This is a genomic window from Methylobacterium sp. Leaf93 (assembly GCF_001422345.1).
Taxonomy (GTDB): Bacteria; Pseudomonadota; Alphaproteobacteria; order Rhizobiales; family Beijerinckiaceae; genus Methylobacterium; species Methylobacterium bullatum.
In genome coordinates this window covers 301998-324411 of record NZ_LMMS01000023.1, presented here as the reverse complement: position 1 = coordinate 324411, position 22414 = coordinate 301998, and the positions used below count along the sequence as shown (strand labels likewise).

Here is a 22414-nt window from a genome sequence, read left to right as displayed (position 1 = left end):
ACATAGTTCGTTGGTATATCGAATGCGCGTTGCAGTATAAATGTTGCGCCGCAAAACAGCGAGACCACAAAGGTCCGCCCGGGAGAGACGCCATGACGTTGACACGCCGCGCCCTCGTCGCATCCGGCCTCGCCGCCCCCGCTATCCTGTCGATGGGGCTGAAGGCCAAGGCGGCGACGACCCTGAAAATCTCGCACCAGTTCCCCGGCGGTACCATCGACGAGGGCGACTTCCGCGACCGCATGTGCCGCAAGTTCGCCGCTCTCCTGGCCGAGCGCTCGAAGGGCGCGCTAGAGGTGCAGGTCTATCCTGGCTCGTCGCTGATGAAGACGAACGCCCAGTTCGGCGCCATGCGCAAGGGCGCCCTCGATATGAGCCTCTACCCGTCGCCCTATGCGGGCGGCGAGGTTGCGGAGATGAATATTGGCCTGATGCCGGCGCTTGTGAGTTCCTACGAGCAGGCCGTCGCCTGGAAGGCGGCGCCGGTCGGCCGGAAGATCACCGAGATCCTCGATTCGAAGGGCATCCTCCTCGTGTCCTGGGTCTGGCAATCGGGCGGCGTCGCCAGCCGCGAGCGTCCCCTCTATGCGCCGGCCGACGCGAAGGGCCTCAAGGTCCGTGGCGGCTCGCGCGAGATGGACCTGATGATGAAGCAGGCGGGTGCTGCCACCCTGTCGATCCCGTCGAGTGAATCCTACGCCGCCATGCAGACCGGCGCTTGCGATGCGGTCATCACCTCGTCCACCAGCCTGATCTCGTTCCGCCTGGAGGAATTGTCCAAATCACTGACGTCGGGCCGCGAGCGCTCCTACTGGTTCATGCTCGAGCCGATCATGATGTCGAAGATCGCGTTCGATCGCCTGCCCAAGGACCAGCAGGACCTCATCATGGCGATCGGCGCCGAACTCGAACCCTTCGGCCAAGCCGGCGCCAAGGCGGACGACACCAAGGTCGAGGAGATCTTCACCAAGGCCGGGGCCAAGGTTCAGAACCTCGACGAGAAGACGCTGGGCCAGTGGCGCGACATCGCCCGCGAGACCGCCTGGAAGGACTTCGCGGGTAAGTCGGCCAGCTGCGCCGAGCTCCTCAAGCTGGCGGAGCAGGTGTCGTGAGCCACGCCTTCGACGCGGCCTCGGCCGCTTCAGAGACCGCCACGGCCGCACCCGAACCCCGGATTCCCGGTGTGCTCGGGCATCTCGACCGGGGCATGAAGGCGATCAACCGGGTGATCATGCTGCTCGGCGGCATCGCCCTGGTCTGCGCCTGCCTCGTGCTGAGCTACAGCGTGCTCGTGCGCTACGCCCTGCACGAGCCCACCGACTGGCAGGACGAGATGGCGGTGTTCCTCATCGTGGGCGCCACCTTCTTCTCAGCCGCCGCCGTGCAGGCCAGGCGCGGCCACGTGGCGATCGAGGCCCTGAGCGGCCTGCTCTCGCCCCGCGTGAACCGGGCCCGCCTGCTGATGGCCGACATCATCAGCATCGTGTTCGTCACCTTCTTCGCCTGGAAGAGCTGGACGCTGCTGCACGAGGCCTGGGTGGACGGGCAGGTCTCGCAATCCTCCTGGGGGCCGCCCCTGTGGATTCCCTACGCGCTCATGGCGGTGGGGATGACCTTCCTCGGCCTGCAATTCCTGCTTCAGATCGTCGAGGCGCTGACCTACGGCCCGCGTTCCGCCGGCTGGGCCAATCCGAAGGTCGGCCTCGGCGCCGATCTCAACGCACCTTCCCTCAAGACGGGCACCCACCCATGAGCGTCGCGGCCATCGGCTTCCTCTATGCGGGCGCGACGCTCAGCGCGATGCTCGCGGGCATCCCCATCGCCTTCGCCCTGGGTTTCGTGGCGCTGGCTTTCATGTTCTTCTTCATGCCCGGCGCCTCCCTCGATACGGTGGCGCAGAACGTCTACGAGGAGATGGCCTCCATCACCCTGCTGTCGATCCCGCTCTTCATCCTGAAGGGCGCGGCCATCGGCCGGTCCAAGGCGGGGCAGGACCTCTACTCGGCCATGCATGCCTGGATGCACAAGATCCCGGGCGGCCTTGGCATCGCCAATGTCTTCGCCTGCGCGCTGTTCGCCGCCATGGCGGGGTCTTCGCCCGCCACCTGCTCGGCCATCGGCTCGGCGGGCATTCCGGAAATGCGCAAGCGCGGCTACTCGCCGGGCTTCGCCGCAGGCATCATCGCGGCGGGCGGCACGCTGGGCATCCTGCTGCCGCCCTCCATCACCATGATCCTCTACGCGGTGGCCGCCGAGCAGTCGCTGGGGCGCCTGTTCCTCGCCGGCATCGGGCCGGGCCTGCTGCTGGTCGGTCTGTTCGCCGCCTGGTCGGTGTACCGCTTCCGCTCGGAATACGCCGCCGCGAAGGACGCCTACGAGCGTCACGGCACCGCCTCGGCCATCCTGGCCGAAGACACCTACAGCATGCGCCAGCGCTTCTCGACGCTGCCGCGCGTGCTGCCCTTCGTGATCCTGCTCACCGGCGTGATGGTGGCGCTCTATGGCGGCTACGCCACGCCCTCCGAGACGGCCGGCCTCGGCGGCCTCCTGGCGCTCGGCCTCATCGCGGTCATCTACGGCGTCTGGCGCCCCAGGGACGTGAACCCGATCCTCGCGGCGACCCTGCGGGAATCCACCATGCTGATGCTGATCATCGGCATGTCGCTGCTCTACGCCTACGTGATGAGCTACCTGCACATCTCCCAATCGGCGGCGGCCGCCATCGTGGCGATGCAGCTGTCCAAGTGGGTGCTGCTGGTGACGATCCTCGGCCTCGTGATCCTGCTCGGCTTCTTCCTGCCGCCGGTCTCGATCATCCTGATGACGGCGCCGATCATCCTGCCACCGCTGAAGGCCGCCGGGTTCGACCTCGTCTGGTTCGGCGTGGTGATGACCATCACCATGGAGATGGGCCTCATCCACCCCCCGGTGGGCCTCAACATCTTCGTCATCAAGAACATCGCCCCCGACATCCCGCTGAAGGACATCATCTGGGGCACGCTGCCCTTCGTGATCCTGATGGCCGTGGCGATCCTGATCCTCTGCCTCGTCCCCGGCATCGCCATGTGGCTCCCGAACTGGCTCCTGCCCTCGACGCGGTAGGAGTTCAGATCGATCGGCGACGGGCGGTGCGGACTCGGACAGTCCGAACCGCCTTTCGGCGTCTGGCGCTGGCTGGTTCATCTCGACCTGCCGCTTCAATGTAATTACAATAGTGTCGTTTCACCGAGGCGGTGATGCTGCGTTTCATCTGGGACCCGGTCAAAGCCGCGAGCAATCTCAGAAAGCACCGCGTCACCTTCGCAATCGCCACGCGCGTCTTCTCCGATCCATACGCGCTTATGGAGCAGGATCGGATCGAAGGCGGCGAGCGCCGCTGGTTGACGGTCGGTCTCGTCGACGGATTGTTGGTTCTGGCGGTCGCTCACACCGTCACGGACGAGGAGGACGGTTCGGCGACGATCCGGATCATCTCGGCCCGGGTGGCGGATCGACGGGAACGGAGGTTCTATGAGCAAGAACGATCACGTCGAATATGAATTCGATCCTCATCATCCGCCGGCTCTCACCGCTACGGAGAGAGCCGAAATCGAATCGCTGGCCGCCTTGCCGGATGACGATATCGACCGGTCTGATATCTCGCCGCTCACGGAGACCTTTTTCGCGGGTGCCGTCCGCAATCCGTTCTACCGACCGGTCAAAATGCAGCTCACCACGCGGGTTGATGCCGACGTCTTGGCTTGGTTGAAAGCCGACGGCCGCGGCTATCAGACCAAGCTCAATGCGATCCTGCGGAAGGCGATGTTGCGGGAAGCCGCCAAGGATTAGAACCTCGAGCCGAAATGCCGATTCGGATGAAGGCCCACGACCTGCGTGGCTCTGCCGTCAGAACCGCTCGGCCACGAAGGCCTCGGCTTCCGGCGAGGTCTCCGCCGATTCGGTGCGCAGCAGGCCGATGACCTCGGCAGCGTCCTTGGCCACGAGGTAGTTCAGCTCCAGCCCCTCGCGGATGAAGCCCTGGTCGCGCATGTGATCCAGGAGGGTCAGCAGCGGCGTCCAGAAATCGGCGATCGAGAGCAGCAGGATCGGCTTCTTGTGCTGGCCGAGCTGCGCCCAGGTGAGCTGCTCCACGAGTTCTTCCAGGGTACCGATGCCGCCGGGCAAGGCCACGAAGGCGTCGGACCGCTCGAACATCAGCCGCTTGCGGGTGTGCATATCACCGACGACGATGGTCTCCTGGATGGCGTCCAGCATCCGCTCCCGCGATTTCAGGAAGTCGGGGATGATGCCGGTGACATGGCCGCCGGCATCGAGCACCGCCTGAGCCACCGTGCCCATCAGTCCGACATTGCCGCCGCCATAGACGAGGCCGAGCCCGGCTTCCGCCAGGGCGCGGCCAAGCGCCGCCGCGGCCTCGGCGAAGGCCGGATCGCCGCCGAAGCCCGAGCCGCAATAGACGCAGACGTTCTTCACCGGGGCCATGCCGAGCCTCCCTCGATGAAGAGCAGGGAGGCGCCATCCAGGGGCCAAACTGCTGATTTCGTGAATGATCCCGCCTTTCGGGGGGAAGCGCGATTTGGTCTTGAGATCATGTCGGCTAGTATGTCGCCATCAATCGACGTTTTGTCGACAGCCAGAGTCGAAACCCGACGATGTTATCTGCCGCAAAGTCGAGGGATTTGAGGAGCGGGGGTGCCATGACGGCGCAGTGGCGGCGAGGCCTGATTCTCGCGGGCGGTGGCCTGCTGGCCGGATTCGCCCTGGTCGTCGTGCTGTTCGGCACCGGCGAGATGTTCAAGCGCGCGCAGGGCGACAAGCAGCCCGTCGCCGCGGCGACGTCGCCTCGGACGAGGGAGACCAGCACGCCCGAATCGCGGGCGGCGGAATCGCCCGCCGCTCCCGGCTCGCCGGTGACGCCTCCGGCGCGCCGCGATGAGGGGGCTTCGACGACGCCGGGAAAGTCGTCGGCGGGGGGCAGGGGCGCCACCGGGCAGACGGGCAACCCGCCCGCCGCGCAGGATCAGGCGCAGGCTCCGACCTTCGACATCATCCGCGTCGAGCCGACGGGCGAGACCGTGATCGCCGGTCGCGGAACGCCCAACACCACCGTCGAGATGCTGCGCGACAACCACCCGATTGCCCGTGCGCTCATCGACCCGTCCGGTCAGTTTGCCATCGTCCCGCCTGCGCTCCCCGCCGGTAGCAGCGAGATCACCCTGAGTTCGATCGGGGCCGACGGCCAGGGTCGGCAGGCGCGGGAGACCGTCGTAGTGGTGGTCTCCGCCGACCGTACCACCAAGCCCCTCATCGCCCTGACGTCCCCCGACAAACCCACCGTCGTTCTGTCGCAGCCGGATCGTCCGGTGGATGCGGCTTCCGCCAAGGCGGCCGGCGACGGTCCGAAGGGCGCCGGTTCGGACAAGTCCGGCGGCACGGCGAGAGGCCCGGGCGAACCAGCCAAGGCGAATGGCGCGGTTGCCGCCAGACCCGAAGCGGCCGGTCCCGACTCGTCCGGCGCTCAGAAGCCGGATGCCGTGCCGGTGAAGGTCGTCAGCGTCGATGCGGAGGAGGGCGGGCGTCTCTTCGTCACCGGGCAGGCGCCGGCCGGTGCCACGGTCCGCCTCTACATCAACGACGCCCAGATCGCGCCCGGCAGCGTCGGCGCCGACGGGCGGGTCTCGTTCACGATCGGGCGCGGGGTCGCCCCCGGCGATTACCGGATCCGCATCGATCAGGTGGATCCGGTCTCGGGCAAGGTTAAGAACCGGTCCGAAGTCGCCTTCTCCATGCCGCATGCGGCAAAGCCCGTGGTCGGTCCGGTACAGGACGCGCCGCCACCGGCCCTCGCGGCCAAGCCTTCGCCGAGCGCGGCGCTGGCGGCGATGCCGCATGGCAAATCCTCGCCGGTTCTTGCCTCTTCCCTCGGTCGCCCGGTCCAGGGGGCACCCCAGGATGCCTCGCCGAGCGCGCCGGCCTCCGCCATGACGATGGGCCGGTCGCAGCCGAGCCCCACGACGGACGAAGCCGGCGCGGGAGCGGTGTCGGCCCTGGCGATCCAGCCCTCGGCCGCGCCTCAGAGCGTGTTCGTGCCGGAGATCAACACCGCCCGGATCACCCGCGGCGACAGCCTCTGGGAGATCAGCCGGCGCGTCTACGGCAAAGGGACTCGATACACGGTGATCTTCGATGCCAACCAGCCGCAGATCCGCAACCCCGACCTGATCTATCCCGGCCAGATCTTCGTCGTCCCGTCCGAGAGCGCGTCCACGCTGCCGCAGGACAAGCGGCGCAGCTGAGCCGCGACCGCGCATCCTGCATCCCGGCCCTGCGCCGCCGGGCGACTGTCTGGAACGGTTCGAGGGACTATATCGGGGGCTGAATTCGACCGCTCCCGGTTGCCCTGCCCGAGTTTGCCTGAATGAGCACCGATCCCACCTCCGCGGCGGGCGGCGGCACCACGCCGCCCGAGCGCCCCGGCCTGTTCGCCACCTATCGGCGCCTGTGGCCCTATCTCTGGCCCCATACCCGGCCGGACCTGCAGCGCCGCGTCTTCCTAGCCTTCGGCCTCCTCCTCGTTGCCAAGTTCGTGACGATGCTGACGCCCTTCACCTTCAAATGGGCGACCGACGCCCTCGTGGCGGCGGTGGGGGACAAGGACGGCCTCGGCGCGACGCTCCCCACGGGCCTGTTCGCCGCACCGATGCTGATGATCGGGCTCTACGGCCTGTCGCGGGTGATCATGGCCGTGCTCACCCAGGTGCGCGACGGGCTCTTCGCCAAGGTGGCGATGCATGCGGTGCGCCGCCTCGCGCTCCAGACCTTCGAGCACATGCACCGGCTCTCCCTGCGCTTCCACCTGGAGCGCAAGACCGGCGGCCTCACCCGCGTGCTGGAGCGCGGGCGTGGCGGCATCGAGGAACTCTCTCGCCTGATGGTGCTGACGCTGGTCCCCACCATCGTCGAGTTCCTCCTCGTGATCGGCGTCCTCGCCTACGAGTTCGACTGGCTCTATTCGTTCGTCGTCTTCGTGATGGTGGCGGCGTATCTCGCCTTCACCTGGAAGGCGACGCAGTGGCGCATCGAGATCCGCCGCCGGATGAACAATTCCGACACCGACGCCAACACCAAGGCGGTCGACTCGCTCCTGAACTTCGAGACCGTGAAGTATTTCGGCGCGGAGCGGCGCGAAGCGGAACGGTACGATGCCTCCATGGCGAAGTACGAAAAGGCCTCGACCCAGACCTATGTTTCGCTCGCCGTGCTCAATGCCGGCCAGGCCCTGATCTTCACCATCGGCATGACGGTGGTGATGTGGCTCGCCGCGCGGGACATCATGGCCGGCCGCACGACGCTCGGCGGGTTCGTCCTCGTCAACACGATGCTGGTCCAGCTCTCCATGCCGCTCAACTTCATGGGCATGATCTATCGCGAGATCAAACAGGCGCTCATCGACATCGACGACATGTTCCAGATCCTGCATCGCAACCCCGAGATCGCCGACAGGCCGGGCGCGAAACCCCTCGCCGTGTCGGACGGCGTGGTCCGGTTCGAAGATGTCCGCTTCGCCTACGACCCGGCACGGCCGATCCTGCGCGGCGTCAGCTTCGAGGTGCCGGCCGGGCGGACCATCGCCATCGTCGGCCCGTCGGGGGCGGGCAAATCGACCCTGTCGCGGCTTCTGTTCCGGTTCTACGAGCCGCAATCCGGCCGCATCCTCATCGACGGTCAGGACATCGCCGCCGTCGAGCAGGGCAGCTTGCGGGCCGCCATCGGCATGGTCCCGCAGGACACCGTGCTGTTCAACGACACGATCGGCTACAACATCCGCTACGGCCAATGGGATGCGAGCGACGAGGCGGTCCGTGAGGCGGCACGTCTCGCCCAGATCGACCGCTTCGTCTCCTCCCTGCCGGAGGGCTACGACACGCCGGTGGGCGAGCGCGGGCTAAAGCTGTCGGGCGGCGAGAAACAGCGCGTCGCCATTGCGCGCACGATCCTGAAAGGCCCGCCGATCCTGGTTCTCGACGAGGCGACCTCGGCCCTCGATTCCTTTACCGAGCGCGAGATCCAGGACGCGCTCGACAAGGTGAGCCGTGGCCGCACCACCCTCGTCATCGCCCATCGCCTGTCGACGGTGGTGAATGCGGACGAGATCATCGTCCTCGACCGGGGCGTGATCGTCGAGCGCGGCGACCATCAGAGCCTGCTCGATCTCGGCGGTGTCTATGCCTCCCTCTGGAGCCGCCAGCGCGAGGCCGACGAGGCCCGCGAGATCCTCAAGCGGGCGGAGGAGGCGCGGGCCGACGAGGAGGTGTCACTCTCCGATGTTCAGGCCAATCCTCGGTCGATCAGGCCCGCCGTTCCGGAGCCGATGCCCGCCGAATAGGGCATCGGCAAGAGTGCCTTGGCAAACGGGGCATGACCATGCGCGATCATGGGTGGCCGTATCCGCGATGCGATGACTGTTCAGGAGCGGGCGCGGTAAGAAAGTCTATTGACCAGTATTTCATGCCGGCTTGTCCCGCTCATTAACTACCTGAGTCGAATGGTCTTGACCGGCATGGTCGCTGCGATATTTTACGAAAAATATCATGTAAAAGGCGCGGCAACATGGTGCTTCCCGAAGATATCCGCGAAACGCTTAAGAGCGTCGCGGCCCTGACCGAAGTGGTCGACAGTCTCGGAGAAGACGACAACTTGTTTGACAGAGGTCTGGACTCGTTCGGCTCGGTCCAGCTGATGCTCGCGCTCGAAGAACGCTACAACATCGAGTTCCCCGACAACCTCCTCAACCGGCGTTCCTTCTCCACCATCCGCATCATCGTCGAGACGGTGAGCAAGCTGACCGTTTCGGCGGCGGCATGACCGACATCGCCATCCGCGCCAAGCGGGTCGCTTCTGTCGCTGCCCTCCATGCCGACGACGTCGATCGTGAAGCCCGCTTTCCCGCCGAGGCGGTGACGGCTCTCAAGGCGGAGCGCCTGCTCGGGATGCAGATCCCCATGCAGTTCGGCGGCGAGAGCGCGAGCCTGTCGCAGATCGCCGAGGTCTGCTTCACCCTGTCCCAGGCCTGTTCCGCTGCGGCGATGGTCTTCGCCATGCACCAGATCAAGGTCGCGAGTCTCGTCTCGCACGGACTCGACAGCGAGTGGCATTGCATCCTGATGGAAAGGGTGGCGTGCGATCAGCTCCTCTTCGCCTCGGCCACCACCGAGGGCGGCATCGGCGGCGACTTGCGCAACAGCCTCTGCGCGGTCGAGACGGTGTGCGACGTGTTCCATTTCGCCAAGGACGCCACCGTCATCTCCTACGGCGCCCATGCCGACGTGATCCTCGCCACCGGCCGTCGTCATCCAGAGGCAGCCTCGTCGGATCAGGTCCTCGTGGCCCTGATGAAGGGACAGATGTCCCTGGAGCGCACGAGCACCTGGGATACGCTCGGCATGCGCGGCACCTGCAGCGACGGGTTCAAGCTGGAAGCCCGCGACGTGCCGGTGGCGCAGATCCTGCCCAAGCCCTTCGCCGAGATCGCGGCGCAATCCATGCTCGCCTGGTCGCACCTGCTCTGGAGCAGTGTCTGGTTCGGCATCGCCAGCCATGCCCTCGACAGGGCCAGGGCCTATGTCCAGGGCGAAGCCCGGCGTCGGCCGGGCCAGGTACCGCCCGGCGCCCTGCGTCTGGCCGAAGCCGCCAACGAACTCCAGGCCATGAAGGCGACGGTGATCGCCGCCCTCAAGCGCTACGAGGCGGCGCAGGGCGACGCCGACGAACTCGGCTCCATCGGGTTCGCCGTCATGCTCAACAACGTCAAGACGACGATCTCCGACAAGGCGGTCGACATCGTCCAGCGCGCGCTGGGGATCGTCGGGCTCTCCGGCTACAAGAACGGCACTCCGTTCAGCCTCGGCCGGCAACTCCGCGACGTGCTGTCGGCGCCGCTGATGATCAACAACGACCGCATCCTCGCCAACACCGCAAACCTCCTGCTCGTGCAGAAGGGCGGGGGCCAGCTTCTGAGCGCATGATGGACCAGCTTCCCGCCCGCGATCCCGTGTCCGGGCCGCGCTCCCTGCTGGACGGGCTCTTCGACCAGGGTCTCCTCGTTCGCACCGGCGTCGATGGGCTCTATGGGCGCAGCGGCGAGTTCGAGAGCGTGGTCGAGGCAGTGGACCGGATCGCCACCCGGCTCGGCGCCGGCGACGGGGCCGAATCCCTGCGCTTCCCCCCCGGCATGAGCCGGCCGGCCTTCGAGCGCAGCGGCTACCTCAAGGGGTTTCCCAACCTCGCCGGCACCATCCATTGCTTCTGCGGAAACGACGCCGACCATGCCCGGCTGCTGGCCTGCATCCAGGCCGGCACCGACTGGACCGGCGGCCAGGCCGCCAGCGAGATCGTTTTGACGCCCGCCGCCTGCTACCCGCTCTATCCGGTGGCCGCCGCGCGCGGGGCGCTGCCCGAAGGCGGGCTGCTGTTCGACCTGCAATCCTACTGCTTCCGCCACGAGCCCTCGCTGGAGCCGACGCGGATGCAGATGTTCCGCATGCGCGAATACGTGCGCATGGGCAGTCCCGATCAGGTTCTCGCCTTCCGCGAGCTCTGGCTGGAGCGCGGCACCGCGATGATGCGCGAACTCGGCCTGCCGATCGCGGTGGACCCGGCCAACGATCCGTTTTTCGGCCGCGCCGGGCGCATGCTCGCCAACAACCAGCGCGCCCAGGGGCTGAAATTCGAGCTGAACGTGCCGGTCAACAGCGAGGACAAGCCCACCGCCTGCCTCAGCTTCAACTACCACCAGGACCATTTCGGCACGATCTGGGATATCCGGCAGGCCGATGGCGAGGTGGCGCACACCGCCTGCGTCGGGTTCGGGCTGGAGCGGATCACCCTGGCTCTGCTCCGCCATCACGGCCTCGACATCACGGCGTGGCCGGACGCCGTGCGCGACCGGCTCTGGGGCTAGGCCGGTGCCGGCCGCCGCCGCTCGCGAGGAAGCACCGGGGATTCCGGCACCCGCCTCCCACACCCTTCATGCCTCCGACCGGATCTGGCCGGAGACGAACTGCTACGTCGATCTCTGGATCGAGCTGCTGCACGGCCGGGGCCTCGTGCCGGAAGCCATGCTCGGCTTCACCCTGCGGCAGGATTTCGAAGGCGACCAGTTCACCTTCTTCAAGCCTCCGCCCGGCGACATCGAACGGCTCTACGGTTTGTCGATCCAGGAACTCGCGATCTTCGAGAGCCTGGAGGCGCATGCCGGCGTGCAGGTCGCGCGCGGATGCCCGGTCCTGGTGGAAGTGGACGCGATCCACCTGCCCGACACAGTCGGCACTACCTATGGTCGCGAGCACGGCAAGACCACGATAGGGATCCTCGGCCTCGACGCGGGCGAGCGCCGGCTCGACTACCTCCACAATGCCGGCCGCTTCCGTCTGCGAGGCGCAGATTACGACGGCATCTTCACCGCCGGAATCCTCTTCCCCTATGCCGAGTTCGTGAAGCCGGTCGGCCCGCCGCTCACGCCGGACGACCTGCCGCGTGCCGCCCTCGACCTGCTGCGCCATCACCGGCGCTTCGCGCCACGGACCAATCCGATCCTCGCTTTCCGGGATGCCCTGGCGGAGCGGGCGGAGGTGCTGGTACAGAACCCGCTCAGCGTCTTTCACGGCTACGCCTTCAACACGACCCGCCAGCTCGGAGCCAATTTCGAGCTTCTCGGCAGCCATCTCGCCTGGCTCGATAGCCATGGCGTTTCCGACATGGCTTCCGGCTCGGAACTGGCGCACAAGCTCGCGGCGGAAGCCAAGGCCTTCCAGTTCCAGCTGGCGCGCGCCTTCGGCCGGCACAACGCCACGGGTCTCTGCCAACGCCTCGACGGGCTGGCCGGCACCTACGATGCGGTCTTCGCCGCCCTCGACCGCGCGCTGTCCTGAGAGGCATCGCGGTGGCGCGTATCCTCGCCGTCGACGGCGTGCCGGCCCTCAACGTCGAGGGACCTTGGCACTTGGTGGTAACGCCGTCGAACGCCTGCGCGACACCCCGCGACCTGCCGGGCGAGGGATGGATCGCGGCCCGCGTTCCCGGCACGGCGGCGGCCTCCTTACGCGAGGCCGGGCTCTGGTCCGAGGCGGCGCCGACGCCGCTCCACGAGTCCGATGTCTGGTATCGGGCCACTCTCTCCGGCACCGGCCGCGAGCGACTGCGCTTCGAGGGGCTGGCGACACTCAGTGAGATCTGGATCGACGGGGTGCTCGCCGGTACCAGTCGCTCGATGTTCCTGGCCCGGGAGGTCGAGGCGGATCTCTCGGGCGAGACCGAGATCGCCCTCTGCTTCCGCTCGCTTTCGGCCGAGTTGGCGCGCCCGCACAAGCGTGGCCGCTGGCGACCGCTCCTGGCGACGCCGGGCTCGCTGCGCCATGTCCGTACCAGCCTGCTCGGGTTCATGCCGGGCTGGTGCCCGTCCATCGACAGCGTCGGCCCCTATCGGCCGGTGACGCGCAAAGTCCTTCGCGGGGGCGACGTGGATATCGCGTCCGTCGATCTGCGCACGGCCCTCGAAGACGGGACGGGACGCCTCACCGTGCGGATCGAACTCGACGACGTGACCGAGGGACTGGCGTTCCTGATCTGCGACGGCCGCGAGGTCGCCCTTCGTCAGGTCGCCCCCGGAGGGTTCGAGGGCGAACTCCTGTTGCCGGACGTCGCCCCGTGGTGGCCCCACACCCATGGCGAGCCGAGGCTTCACGCAGTGGAAGTTCTGGTCGCGGGCAGGCGCATCGATCTCGGCCGCGTCGGCTTCCGCACCATCGCCCTCACCCGCCCGTTCGAGGAGGGGTTGAGCCTCGCGATCAACGGCGTGCCGGTCTTCTGCCGCGGCGCCTGCTGGACACCGCCCGACCTCGTTGGTCTGCCCAGCGACCGCAACAGCTATCGGCCCCTTCTAGAACTGGCGCGGGAGGCCGGCATGAACATGCTGCGCGTGCCGGGCATCACGCTCTATGAAGCTTCGGCTTTCCACGATCTATGCGACGAACTCGGCATCCTGGTCTGGCAGGATCTGATGCTGGCTAATTTCGATTATCCGACCGACGATCCCGCCTTCCGCGAAATCCTCGTCGAGGAGATCACGCAGTTCCTCGACCGCACGCAGACCTCGCCCTCGCTCTGCGTGCTGTCGGGCGGAAGCGAGGTCTGGCAGCAGGCGGCGATGCTCGGTTTCCCGCGCACGATCTGGGCCGGCAGCTTCGTCACGGAGGCGCTTCCCGATCTGGTGGCCAAGACCAGGCCCGACCTCCTCGTGGTGCCCAACTCCCCTTCGGGCGGCGATCTACCCTTCTCCACCTCCGCCGGGGTGACGCATTATTACGGCGTCGGCGCCTATCGCCGTCCGTTCGAGGATGCCCGCCGGGCCGAGGTCGGATTCGCCTCCGAATGCCTCGCCTTCGCCAACGTGCCGGACGCCGCGACCCTCGCCGAATGCGGCCTCACCGATCCCGCATCACCGCGTTGGATGGCGGGCATCCCCCGCGACCGGGGGGCGGATTGGGATTTCGAGGGCGTGCGCGACCATTACGTGGCGACGCTGTTCGGTGCCGATCCCGACCGGCTCCGCCGGGAGAATCCCGAGCGCTACCTCGCACTCGGGCGCGCGGCGAGCGGCGCGTGCATGGAGGCGGTGTTCGCGGAATGGCGCCGGGCGCGCTCGCCCAATGCAGGCGGGCTCGTCTGGTTTTTCCGCGATCTCGCGCCGGGGGCGGGATGGGGCCTCGTCGACTGCCTCGGGCGTCCGAAACCCGCCTGGTACGCCCTCAAGCGCGCGTTCAGGCCGGTCCAGGTCACCCTGTCCGACGAAGGCTTGAACGGACTCCATGTCCATGTCCACAACGAGACGGCGCAGCGGCTCGATGCGACCCTCCGCCTCGCCTTCACCGATGCGGGCGGCCGGGTGGTCGTCGGGGCCGAGCGGGTGATCGAGGTCGGCCCGCGCGGCTCCGCCTCATGGTCCTCGGCGGAACTGCTGGGTCGCTTCTTCGACTCTACTCACGCTTACCGGTTCGGGCCGCCGGCCCATGTGCTCGGCCATGCGAGCCTCACCGAAACGGGCACCGGCGCGGTGATCGCCGAAGCGTTTCACTACCCGCAGGGGCGGGATTCCGAACCGCGTGATCTCGGTCTCAGCGCCGCGCTCATCGCCGATCGATCCGGCTGGGCGCTCCGGCTCTCCACCGGACTGCATGCCCTCGATGTCCAGATCGAGACCACGCTCGGACGGCCGTGGGACAATGGTTTCTCCCTCGCGCCGGGTGCGAGCCGTCTCGTGCCGCTTCTCGGCACTTCGGAGACGGGGGCCGAGCCGGCGGGACGCATAAGCGCCATCAATGGCATCGAGGTCGTGAGGTTCGGTCGGGATGGCGTTTGAAACGGTCCCTGTCGGGAGCGATGCCGCCGCGTCGCCCCTGCCGCTGAGCCCCGTCGCCCTCGACGGTCTGTTCGGCTGGTTCAGCCCGGGGATCTCGCGCCGGGGTGTCGTCCTGTGCGCCACCCACGGCTACGAGCAGCTCTCGGCGCATCGCCCCTGGCGGGCCCTCGCCGAGGGGATCGCCACCACGGGCTGCGCCACCCTGAGCTTCGACTATCCCGGTGCGGGAGATTCCGCCGACGCGGAGGCCGACAGCATCGAGGGCCGGGTGCGGGCGATCCGCCGGGCGATCCGTCATCTCCGCGACGAGGCGGGGGTAGACGAGATCGTCCTCGTCGGCCTGCGCCTCGGTGGAACCCTCGCAGCCCTGGCGGCGGAGGGGGAGCGCGTCGATCGTCTCGTCCTGCTGGCGGCCTTCGCGACCGGGCGCGCTTATCTGCGCGAAATGAAGATGCAGTCGCGCACCATCGGGCGCCTGCCGGACGGATCGCCACTGCCGCAGGAGGAGGGCTGCCTCACCGTGGGCGGATTCCATCTCGGTCCCGCTCTCGCCGCCGAACTTTCCGTCATCGACCTCACCAAGGCCGAGCGGGCGCCGGCTCCCGACATCCTGCTCGTCGGGGCTGAGGCCGGCGGGCTAGGCCCCCGTTACGCAGCGCTGGGGGCGCGGGTGACGACGCGGCCCTTTCCCGGCCTCGCCGCCCTCGTTGCCAACCCGCTCTATGCCGAGACGCCGGACGAGGCCTTCTCGGCGGTGATCGCTTCCGTCGCCGAAGGGGCGCAGCCCCGTCCCGTCCCGGCCGTCGCGCTCCCGCCGCTCCCGGCCGATCCGATCCGGGGTGACGGCTGGTGGGAAGAGCCCTCGCGGTTCGGCCCGTCGCTGTTCGGCATCCTCTGCCATCCGCGCGACGTGGAAGCGGCGCGGCCGATCGTGCTCTTCGTCAATGCGGGCACCAACGTACATTCCGGCTGGGGGCGGCAGACGACCACGCTCGCGCGACGCCTCGCCGGCCAGGGCTTTTCATCCCTGCGCATGGACCTGCGCGGCATCGGCGACAGTCCGAACCGGCCGGGCGCTACTTCTCCGCTCTACAGCCTCGACGCGCTCGACGATGTCCGCGCCGCCCTCGACCATCTGGAGACCGCTCGATCCGGTCCGATCGTCATCGTGGGCGCCTGCAGCGGAGCCTATCTCGCCTTCCAGGCCGTCTGCGGCGAGGAGAGGCTGAAGGGCGCGGTGCTGGTCAACCCCTATTGCTTCGACTGGAATCCCGCCGACGACGTGGACAGCGTCATCCGCAACGTCTTCCGGAACGCCTCGACCTATGCCGGTCTGCTGAAGCAGGGAGCCGCATGGCGACGCCTCGCGCGCGGCGAGATTCGCGTCGGCGCCATCGCGCGCGCGATCAGTCGGGCCGCCATCGGGCGGGTGGGTAAGCGCCTCGCCCTCCTGCTCCGGCCCCGCCCCGCCGGCGGAACCGTGGCGCAGCGTATCGCCGCCCTGCGCCAACGCGGTGCCCATCTCGAACTCGTCTACAGCGCGGGCGATCGTGGCCTTGCCGCCCTGCAGGAGGCGCTCGGCCGCTCCCCCGCGAGGATGGCCCGCCGCCTCGGCGGCCCGGTGACGATCATCGAGGGGGCGGATCACGACCTCAGCCCGGTCGCGGCCCAGGCGCGGATGACCGAGGTGCTCGAGCGGCTGCTCGCGCGCCTGCGCTGAAGCCGGTATCGCCGCGCCCCTCCGCGACGGGTATGATGGCCGGAGCCAACGGAGCCTCCGCGTGACATTGCCCGATCCGACGCACGCCCCCGCTATCCGCGACCGCGCCCGCGGCGCTCTCCTTGGCCTCTCGATCGGCGACGCCCTCGGCACTACCCTGGAATTCAGCCGCCGGGATACGCTCCCGCATCACACCGAGATGACCGGCGGCGGCCCGTTCGATCTCCAGCCCGGTCAATGGACCGACGATACCAGCATGGCTCTGGCGCTTGCCGAGAGCCTGCTCCAAGCCGGGCCTTTCGACCCCCACGACCTCGCCACCCGTTTCGTCGCGTGGTGGAAACAGGGCGCCTATTCCTGCACCGGCACCTGTTTCGATATCGGCCTGACGACGCGGGACGTCCTGGCCCGGTTCGTCGAGACCGGCCGAGCCGAGTCCGGCTCCACCGATCCGGACACGGCCGGCAACGGCTCTCTGATGCGGCTCGCCCCCGTCGCCCTCGCCACTCTGCACGATCCCCGCGAGGCCGAGCGGATCGCCGAGGCGCAGAGCCGGACCACCCACGGCGCGCCGGAAACCGTCGAGGCCTGCACCTATTTCGTCCAGCTCCTCCGTGGCGCGATTCTCGGCGAGGCGGATATCCTGCGTCCGCGCACCGTCGGCGGCTCCGCCACATCGTCTGTCGGGGTGATCGCCCGTGGCTCATGGCGCGGGAAGACACGGGCCGGGATTCGTTCGTCCGGCTACGTGATCCACACGCTGGAGGCGGCCCTCTGGTCGGTCGGCACCACCGGGACCTTCGAGGACGCGCTGATCCTGGCCGTCAATCTGGGTGAGGACGCCGATACGGTCGGTGCCGTCACCGGACAGCTCGCGGGCGCCCTCTACGGCGCCTCGGCGATCCCCGAACGCTGGCTCCGGCCCCTCGCTTGGCGCGAGCGGATCGTCGATCTCGCCGATGCCCTTGTGGCGAAAGCCTGATCCGGGCGCATCGCGCGTTGCCGTCATGATCCGCGTATGAAACACACCCCTGTGGACGCTCGTGCGAGGGCCGACCGGATCGTCCCCGTTTCGAGGGTGTTAATGACCGCAGCGCCAACGGCCTTCTCGACCACGCGGCTCATCGTGATCCTGGCCGTGGCCGGCTTTGCCAGTACCTTCGCCGGGCGCGCCATCGAGCCCCTCGTCGGCGTCCTCGCCCGCGATCTGCGCAGCGACCCGCATACGGTCGCTTTGCTGTCGACGGCCTTCGCGCTGCCCTACGCCCTGATCCAGCCGATCCTCGGGCCGGTGGGAGATTCGCTGGGCAAGGAACGGGTCATCGCCGTCTGTCTCGGCATCCTCACTTTGGCACTCGCCGGATGCGCGCTCTCGGCGGATCTCACCGTGCTGTTCGGGCTGCGCGTGCTGGCGGGCGCGGCGGCGGGTGGCGTCATCCCGCTGGCGCTGGCCCTCATGGGCGACCGGATCCCGCTCGAGCGCCGGCAGGTGGCCATCGGCCGTTTCCTGGTCGCCGTCATCCTCGGTCAACTGTCCGGCTCGACCTTCGCCGGTCTGATCGAGGCCGATGTCGGCTGGAAAGGCGTCTTCGCCATCACGGCGGCCATCGCCGCGCTCGGCTGCGCGGCGGCGATCCTCGGCTTCGAATGGGCGGCCGGCGCGGCGCCCAAACGCTTCGCGCTGGGCGAGGCGGTGGCGCGCTACCGCACCATCGTCGCCATTCCCCGTGCGCGGGTGCTGTTCGCTGCCGTGTTCATCGAGGCGATCGCGGTCTTCGGCATCTTCCCCCATCTCGCACCGCTCATTGAGGCACGCGGCGAGGGCGGCCCGCGCGAGGCGGGGCTGGCCCTGGCGGGCTTCGCCGCCGGTGGGTTGCTCTACTCGGCCTTCGTCGCCCTCCTCCTGCGTTTCCTCGGGATGCGCCGGATGCTGGTCGGCGGAGGCGCCATCTGCGCCGGCGCCCTCCTCGTCATCGGCAGCGCGGCAAGCTGGCAGGTGGATTGCGCGGCCCTGGTGGCGTTGGGCCTCGGCTTCTACATGCTCCACAACACCTTTCAGGTGCAGGTGACGGAGGTGGCACCGACTGCCCGCGCCTCGGCGGTTTCGCTCCACGCCTTCTCGTTCTTCTGCGGCCAGGCTTTGGGAGTCGCGATCCTCGGCGCGGCGCTTCAAGGCCTCGGACAGTTCACCGCGCTCGCCCTCTGCGCCCTCGTGATCCTGGGTCTCGGCAGTCTCACCGGAAAGCTGCTCTCACGCTAAGGCGCGGCCCAGCTTCGACACAACTCCGCCCACGAATGGCGCAAGAGTGTTTGGTCTGCCCAAGTTGTCGGCTGCTATCGAAGGCAAGGGGGCCGGCCTTCAACCATGGGCCGAGCGTTGAGGGTCGCCTTAACACTCTGATCGCCCTTATCACGTCGTCTTAGGTTGAGTGACTATTCCGCATCAGGGTGCGACGGATTGCGGGTATGGGACCTAAGCTCACTTGCCTCTGTCGCAACAACTCAAGCAATAAGGTGTCAAGGCAGGGTTGTAGCTCATGGGTTGGGATACGACGCCGTCCGTCAGTATAATGTTTGCAGGCCAACGGTAATGAATTAAAATTTCTTTAGGATGATGAATATCCCGGAAGTGGGGCTTTATCATTCCATGTATTAAAAATGCGACTAATTTAAAACGTAATCATTGATGAAAATTCGAATTTTTATCGAGTAGTAATATTTGATAAATAGATGAATTTAGAGATTTATGTCCAATAAAAAGTACGACGCAAGTAAATTTTGCTAATAAAATTTGAATGAGGGGGGCAGGTGGGTACCATTTACGGCACAAATACTAGCGATTTGCTCGCAGGCCAGGACGAGAACGATCGGATCTATGGTGGTTCGCTCGGATCTGATCAGGCTGCTGCCAATGGGGATGATACTTTGCAGGGCGGCCGCGGTGATGACATCCTAACGGGTGGCGGTGGAAACGATGCTCTCTATGACAGTTATTCCTATATGTATACGGTGACCGATAGAGACGTCATGCGTGGCGGTGATGGAAATGATCTCATTTATAGCAATCTTGGTATAGACATCATTGATGGCGGAGCCGGAGACGACACAGCCTATATAAATCGTTCGGCCGCTCGCTATTCCTTGTTTTTCAATATGAGCGATCCCGCCGTTAAAACGGTGCTGCAAGGTGACAAGACTTCGGTGATTGGCGTCGAAAGCATCAATCTTGTTGGTGGCAGTGGCGACGACCGTTTCGCTACATCTGCGGGAAACGACATCCTTACGGGAAATGGCGGAAACGACGTCCTCAACGGGGGCGGCGGAAACGACACTCTATATGGAGGAACGGGCAGCGATACCCTTCGGGGGGGTACAGGAAATGATCGCCTCGTTGGCGGAGTGGGCAACGATACCGTCGAAGGCGGGGATGGAGACGACATCCTTTTCGATGATGGTGAAAGCGTTACGGCAGACAATGACAGGCTGTATGGTGGCGATGGGATCGACACAATTACAAGCACCGGCGGCACGGACATCATCGATGGAGGTGCGGGAGGCGACAGCCTGTTCATACGTCGGAGCCTGTCGACGGCGAACCTTGAACTCGCGATGACAAAGTCGGCGACCAGGGCGACGTTGGTGGGAGACGGCACGACGATCGTGAATGTCGAGCAGATCGAGATCAGGACTGGATCGGGCAATGACCGGATCACCACCGCGGCGGGCAACGACAGCCTGTACGGGAATTCCGGAAACGACGTCTTGAATGGGGGCAGCGGCAACGATCTTTTGAACGGCGGCCAGGGTGCCGATACACTGAGAGGAGCTGCGGGCGACGACAAGCTTTTCGGTGAATATGGTAACGATACACTCGATGGTGGTGCAGGAAACGATAGTCTCGTCGACGATGTGTATGATTATTACTACTCCCCTCCGGAATCATTTGGTCGGGATCGTCTCCTGGGAGGCGAGGGAGACGATAGTATCGTCAGCTATGGCGGTGTGGATGTCATCGATGGCGGCTCGGGAATCGACAGTGCCGTCATCAATCGAAGTTCATCGACGGCGAACGTGACATTCACCCTTGCCAGTTCAGGCATCACGACGACGCTCGTCGGCGACGGGACGACCATCCTCAACGTCGAAAGAATTTCCCTCAGCACCGGCTCCGGCAATGATCGTCTGACCGGTGGCGCGGGCAACGACACCCTCTTCGGCGGGGGAGGGACAAATGTCATCAGCGGTGGTGCTGGTGACGATATCCTCGGCACGGACGGAATCAACAGCATCGTCAATGGTGGTGAAGGCAACGACAAGCTGTACGGCGGCAACAGCCGGGATACGCTGAACGGGGGCGTCGGGAACGACGCCATCACTGGATACTTCGGCGACGACATCCTGACCGGTGGTGCGGGCAATGATTTCCTCAACGATGGCAATGACGAGGACATGCTCAAGACCGGGGTAGGTGAAGAATACTACCTTAGCGACAGCGGATATGTTCCTCCTAGGAGCATCGATGGGGACGACCGGCTCGATGCCGGGAGTGGCACCGACAAGATCTACAGCGGCGGTGGGGCGGATATCATCGATGGGGGAGCGGGTGTGGATACCGTCATCCTTCACCGGTTCCTCGCCCAATCCGATCTGACCTTCGTCATGAATGGCGCGTCGAGCATCACCAAGATGGGTGGCGACGGCACGACGGTGACAAATGCCGAGATCTTCGAGATTACCGGAGGACACGGAAACGACCGTTTCACCACCGGGGCCGGAGACGATGTCCTCTACGGTCGGAAGGGCAAAGACATCCTCGACGGTGGAGACGGGAACGACAACCTGGACGGCGGTCTCGGCAACGACACCCTGAGGGGAGGCGACGGAAACGACGTCCTCTTCGGGGGAAGCGATCCTGACATCCTAGATGTGGATGGCGGCGGCGACGGCCCCGGAGATGACGGCGACGATATTCTAGAAGGTGGCGCCGGCAACGACGTGCTTTTTGGGAATCAGGGCAACGATCTCCTCAGAGGCGGCGATGGGAACGACCGTTTGTATGGCGGTTCCGGCACCAACGTTCTGGATGGTGGCGCCGGCAACGATTCGTTGATCGGCGGAAGCTCGACAGGCTCAGCGGGCAAGGGTCAGCTTCGCGGTGGTGACGGCAACGACGTCATCACCAGCAACGAAGGCATCGACGCCATCGATGGTGGCAGTGGCGCCGATACCGTCGTCCTCGACCGATCGGTATCTACCACGGCGCTGACCTTCTTCATGGCCGATACCACCAGTTCGGTGAGACTCGGCGGAAACGGAACGACTGTGATCAATGTCGAGCATATCCAATTGTCTGGAGGTGCCGGTGACGACCGCTTCACGACGCAGGGCGGGAACGACGTCCTCAAGGGTGGAGCCGGCGACGACATCCTGATCGCCGGTGCGGGTAAGGACCTGTTGGATGGTGGCACCGGCGCTGACGTCCTCACGGGAGGGCTCGGGAACGACGTGTTCCGGTTCAGCTCATCGGTCGGTGGCGCGAACATTGATCGCGTCGTCGATTTCCGGACGGCGCAATCGGACGCGATCCATCTCAGTGCCGATGTCTTCCAGGCCCTTGGTCCTGCGAGCGCAAGCGGCCCCACCCGGTTGAGTGCCGATATGTTCGTAAATGGCTCCGTAGCCTTGGATGCCAACGACCACATCCTCTATGACCGTAGCCGGGGCACGCTTAGCTACGATGCCGACGGCGTCGGCAATCAAGCAGCCGTGCTGTTCGCAACTTTCGAGAGCAAGGCGGCGCTGACATCCGACTATTTCTTCGTCATCTGAGTCGCATTGGACGACGGCACCGGGAGCCATTCCTCTCGGCGGCGTCGTCCTTTCGCTTTTCTTGAAATCTCCGCTGCGCCGGACTGGTGTCTTGAAACGTCACTACGTCGCCTCCAACCTCGCATACCACTCGGCATAACTCGTGTTCGCGGCCATGCGGCGGTTCTGGTCGGGGGCGCCGTCCGTCCACCAGACGGCGCCGCGTTCGCCCAGACCGTGCTTGGCGGCGTCGACCGCCGCGCGGGCGCGCTTCATGTCGGCCTCGTCGCCCGAGCGCTTGGCCTCCTTCACCGCGCGCCGGGCATCCATCAGCGCCTTGACCAGATGCTCCCGCTTCTCTTCGCTCAGGTTCGGATTGGTGCGCCGCCAGAGCCGTCCCTTGACGACGATGTAGCGGCCGTCGGGGGTCTCCAGCGCTGGCATCCGGTCTCCGTTCCCTCATCGACGCT

18 protein-coding genes are annotated in these 22414 nt (G+C 66.3%); 16 read left to right on the top strand and 2 right to left on the bottom strand.

Translation table 11 applies throughout. The annotated features are described in order from the left end of the window. Positions 1 to 92 precede the first annotated feature (92 nt). The 5 genes from dctP to ASF26_RS13230 all read left to right on the top strand — a co-directional run bounded on the left by dctP (position 93) and on the right by ASF26_RS13230 (position 3828). The gene (gene dctP / locus ASF26_RS13250) at positions 93 to 1112 is read left to right on the top strand and encodes a TRAP transporter substrate-binding protein DctP (RefSeq protein WP_056254615.1); all 1020 of its coding nucleotides are present in this window, start codon (positions 93 to 95) and stop codon (positions 1110 to 1112) included. Further along, the gene (locus ASF26_RS13245) at positions 1109 to 1753 is read left to right on the top strand and encodes a TRAP transporter small permease (RefSeq protein ID WP_056254613.1); all 645 of its coding nucleotides are present in this window, start codon (positions 1109 to 1111) and stop codon (positions 1751 to 1753) included. Before dctP ends, ASF26_RS13245 begins: the two co-directional genes overlap by 4 nt. Then, entirely contained in the window at positions 1750 to 3102 is a 1353-nt protein-coding gene (locus ASF26_RS13240; protein WP_056254608.1) for a TRAP transporter large permease, read from the top strand. Before ASF26_RS13245 ends, ASF26_RS13240 begins: the two co-directional genes overlap by 4 nt. A gap of 131 nt (positions 3103 to 3233) precedes the next feature. Next, a complete protein-coding gene (locus ASF26_RS13235; RefSeq protein WP_056254604.1) occupies positions 3234 to 3539 on the top strand; it encodes a BrnT family toxin in 306 nt (101 codons plus the stop codon). Next, positions 3511 to 3828 (top strand): BrnA antitoxin family protein, encoded by a 318-nt coding sequence (locus tag ASF26_RS13230; protein ID WP_056254601.1) that lies wholly within the window; start codon positions 3511 to 3513, stop codon positions 3826 to 3828. The genes ASF26_RS13235 and ASF26_RS13230 overlap by 29 nt, the downstream gene beginning before the upstream one ends. 57 nt (positions 3829 to 3885) lie before the next feature. Here ASF26_RS13230 and ASF26_RS13225 read toward each other — a convergent pair whose 3' ends face one another. After that, entirely contained in the window at positions 3886 to 4482 is a 597-nt protein-coding gene (locus tag ASF26_RS13225) for a TIGR00730 family Rossman fold protein (RefSeq protein ID WP_056254598.1), read from the bottom strand. Positions 4483 to 4697: 215 nt separating this feature from the next. Here ASF26_RS13225 and ASF26_RS13220 point away from each other — a divergent pair, with 215 nt between their 5' ends. The 11 genes from ASF26_RS13220 (at position 4698) to ASF26_RS13170 (ending at position 21965) form a co-directional block, all read left to right on the top strand. Beyond that, entirely contained in the window at positions 4698 to 6296 is a 1599-nt protein-coding gene (locus tag ASF26_RS13220; RefSeq protein WP_056254595.1) for a LysM peptidoglycan-binding domain-containing protein, read from the top strand. Between the two features lie 122 nt (positions 6297 to 6418). Then, positions 6419 to 8386 (top strand): ABC transporter ATP-binding protein/permease, encoded by a 1968-nt coding sequence (locus ASF26_RS13215; protein WP_056254590.1) that lies wholly within the window; start codon positions 6419 to 6421, stop codon positions 8384 to 8386. Between the two features lie 224 nt (positions 8387 to 8610). Continuing rightward, positions 8611 to 8865 carry an acyl carrier protein gene (locus ASF26_RS13210; RefSeq protein ID WP_056254587.1) on the top strand — a complete coding sequence of 85 codons (255 nt, stop codon included), beginning with the start codon at positions 8611 to 8613 and terminating at the stop codon, positions 8863 to 8865. After that, positions 8862 to 10025 (top strand): acyl-CoA dehydrogenase family protein, encoded by a 1164-nt coding sequence (locus tag ASF26_RS13205; protein WP_056254584.1) that lies wholly within the window; start codon positions 8862 to 8864, stop codon positions 10023 to 10025. Before ASF26_RS13210 ends, ASF26_RS13205 begins: the two co-directional genes overlap by 4 nt. Then, complete coding sequence (locus tag ASF26_RS13200) at positions 10025 to 10960, top strand: amino acid--[acyl-carrier-protein] ligase (protein ID WP_082477621.1); 936 nt, start codon at positions 10025 to 10027, stop codon at positions 10958 to 10960. Before ASF26_RS13205 ends, ASF26_RS13200 begins: the two co-directional genes overlap by 1 nt. A 4-nt stretch (positions 10961 to 10964) precedes the next feature. Next, positions 10965 to 11930, top strand: coding sequence for a DUF1839 family protein (locus ASF26_RS13195; protein WP_056254576.1), 966 nt, complete (start codon positions 10965 to 10967; stop codon positions 11928 to 11930). Positions 11931 to 11941: 11 nt separating this feature from the next. Continuing rightward, on the top strand, positions 11942 to 14416 hold the full coding sequence (locus ASF26_RS13190; protein WP_056254573.1) for a glycoside hydrolase family 2 protein: 2475 nt from the start codon (positions 11942 to 11944) through the stop codon (positions 14414 to 14416). Further along, entirely contained in the window at positions 14406 to 16136 is a 1731-nt protein-coding gene (locus ASF26_RS13185; protein WP_056254568.1) for an alpha/beta hydrolase family protein, read from the top strand. The genes ASF26_RS13190 and ASF26_RS13185 overlap by 11 nt, the downstream gene beginning before the upstream one ends. 61 nt (positions 16137 to 16197) lie before the next feature. After that, a complete protein-coding gene (locus ASF26_RS13180; RefSeq protein WP_056254565.1) occupies positions 16198 to 17118 on the top strand; it encodes an ADP-ribosylglycohydrolase family protein in 921 nt (306 codons plus the stop codon). Between the two features lie 102 nt (positions 17119 to 17220). Beyond that, a complete protein-coding gene (locus ASF26_RS13175) occupies positions 17221 to 18396 on the top strand; it encodes an MFS transporter (RefSeq protein WP_056254562.1) in 1176 nt (391 codons plus the stop codon). A 548-nt stretch (positions 18397 to 18944) separates the two neighbouring features. Next, positions 18945 to 21965: a calcium-binding protein gene (locus tag ASF26_RS13170; RefSeq protein ID WP_156462987.1), complete on the top strand. Its 3021-nt coding sequence runs from the start codon at positions 18945 to 18947 to the stop codon at positions 21963 to 21965. A 102-nt stretch (positions 21966 to 22067) separates the two neighbouring features. On the opposite strand, the gene ASF26_RS13165 is transcribed toward ASF26_RS13170, so the two are convergent. Continuing rightward, a complete protein-coding gene (locus tag ASF26_RS13165) occupies positions 22068 to 22388 on the bottom strand; it encodes a hypothetical protein (RefSeq protein WP_056254556.1) in 321 nt (106 codons plus the stop codon). Between the last annotated feature and the right edge of the window lie 26 nt (positions 22389 to 22414).

Bases quoted from the DNA above. Each gene is read 5' to 3' on its own strand.
- ASF26_RS13225 (WP_056254598.1), bottom strand. From the start codon at position 4,482: ATGGCCCCGGTGAAGAACGTCTGCGTCTATTGCGGCTCGGGCTTCGGC.
- ASF26_RS13205 (WP_056254584.1), top strand. From the start codon at position 8,862: ATGACCGACATCGCCATCCGCGCCAAGCGGGTCGCTTCTGTCGCTGCC.
- ASF26_RS13220 (WP_056254595.1), top strand. From the start codon at position 4,698: ATGACGGCGCAGTGGCGGCGAGGCCTGATTCTCGCGGGCGGTGGCCTG.
- ASF26_RS13185 (WP_056254568.1), top strand. From the start codon at position 14,406: ATGGCGTTTGAAACGGTCCCTGTCGGGAGCGATGCCGCCGCGTCGCCC.
- ASF26_RS13230 (WP_056254601.1), top strand. From the start codon at position 3,511: ATGAGCAAGAACGATCACGTCGAATATGAATTCGATCCTCATCATCCG.
- dctP (WP_056254615.1), top strand. From the start codon at position 93: ATGACGTTGACACGCCGCGCCCTCGTCGCATCCGGCCTCGCCGCCCCC.
- ASF26_RS13200 (WP_082477621.1), top strand. From the start codon at position 10,025: ATGGACCAGCTTCCCGCCCGCGATCCCGTGTCCGGGCCGCGCTCCCTG.
- ASF26_RS13240 (WP_056254608.1), top strand. From the start codon at position 1,750: ATGAGCGTCGCGGCCATCGGCTTCCTCTATGCGGGCGCGACGCTCAGC.
- ASF26_RS13175 (WP_056254562.1), top strand. From the start codon at position 17,221: ATGACCGCAGCGCCAACGGCCTTCTCGACCACGCGGCTCATCGTGATC.
- ASF26_RS13165 (WP_056254556.1), bottom strand. From the start codon at position 22,388: ATGCCAGCGCTGGAGACCCCCGACGGCCGCTACATCGTCGTCAAGGGA.
- ASF26_RS13210 (WP_056254587.1), top strand. From the start codon at position 8,611: ATGGTGCTTCCCGAAGATATCCGCGAAACGCTTAAGAGCGTCGCGGCC.
- ASF26_RS13215 (WP_056254590.1), top strand. From the start codon at position 6,419: ATGAGCACCGATCCCACCTCCGCGGCGGGCGGCGGCACCACGCCGCCC.